General features: G+C 71.3%; 1 protein-coding gene. It reads left to right on the top strand.

The features are described 5' to 3' along the window. The coding region (locus FV218_RS22450) for a polysaccharide biosynthesis/export family protein (RefSeq protein WP_147711606.1) at positions 1-1,086 on the top strand (1,086 nt) is incomplete at both ends.

Below are 1,086 nucleotides of genomic sequence, written 5' to 3'. Positions count from 1 at the left end.
TGTTCCTCGATCCTTCCCGGTGCGGGTCCGACGACGGGCGCCATCGTGGACGGGGCCGACGTCTCGACCAGCGAGGGCACCTTCGCGCGCTACGAACTCGTCGATCTCACCGCCGCCACCGTCGAGGCCCTGCGCGGACGGCCCCTCGACAGCCTGCTCGCCTCCTTCGGCGACCACCGCCCGTCCCTGGAGCCCGTCATCGGCGTCGGCGATTTCGTCGCCGTCTCCGTGTGGGAGGCCGGCTCAGGCGGCCTGTTCTCCGGGGCGCTGTCCGCCGACCGCTTCTCCGCCGGCTCCAAATCCGCCCTCATCCCCGAGCAGGTGGTCTCGCGCGACGGCGCCATCTCGGTGCCGTATGCCGGCCGCATCCAGGTCGCCGGCCGCCGGCCCCAGGACGTCCAGTCCCTCATCGAGACCGAACTCGCCGGCAAGGCGATCCAGCCCCAGGTCCTCGTCTCCGTCACCAAGCCGATCTCGCAGAGCGTCACCGTCTCGGGCGAGGCCGTGAGCGGCGCCCGCGTGCCCCTGTCGGGCAAGGGCGACCGCCTCCTCGACGTCGTCGCCACCGCCGGCGGCGTGAAGGCGCCCGTCAACGAGACCTTCGTCCGGCTCTCGCGCGGCACCCTCACCGCCACGGTGCCGCTCACCACCATCGTGTCGAACCCCCGCGAAAACATCTTCCTGCGGCCGAGCGACGTGCTGACCCTGGTGCGCGATCCCCAGACCTTCCTGGCCGTCGGCGCCCTCGGCAATTCCACCGAGATCCCGTTCCAGGCGGAGGGCATCACCCTGGCCCAGGCGCTGGCCAAGTCGCGCGGCCTGTCCGACTTCCAGGCCGATCCCGCCGGCACCTTCATCTTCCGGTTCGAGCCGGCCGCCGTGGTCCGCCGCCTCAAGCCCGGCAGCCCGCTCCTCGGCACCCCCCTGGTGCCGGTGGTCTACCGGATCAACATGCGCGACCCCAACAGCCTGTTCCTCACCCAGGCCTTCCGCATGCGCAACCGCGACCTCGTCTACGTCTCCAACGCCCCCTTCACCGAGGTCCAGAAGGTGCTCTCGGTCTTCTCGACCGTCACCGCACCCGTC

It is taken from the genome of Methylobacterium sp. WL69 (assembly GCF_008039485.1).
Taxonomy (GTDB): Bacteria; Pseudomonadota; Alphaproteobacteria; order Rhizobiales; family Beijerinckiaceae; genus Methylobacterium.
The sequence above is the reverse complement of the archived record's forward strand: the minus strand, read 5'-3'. Positions and strand labels throughout refer to the sequence as shown.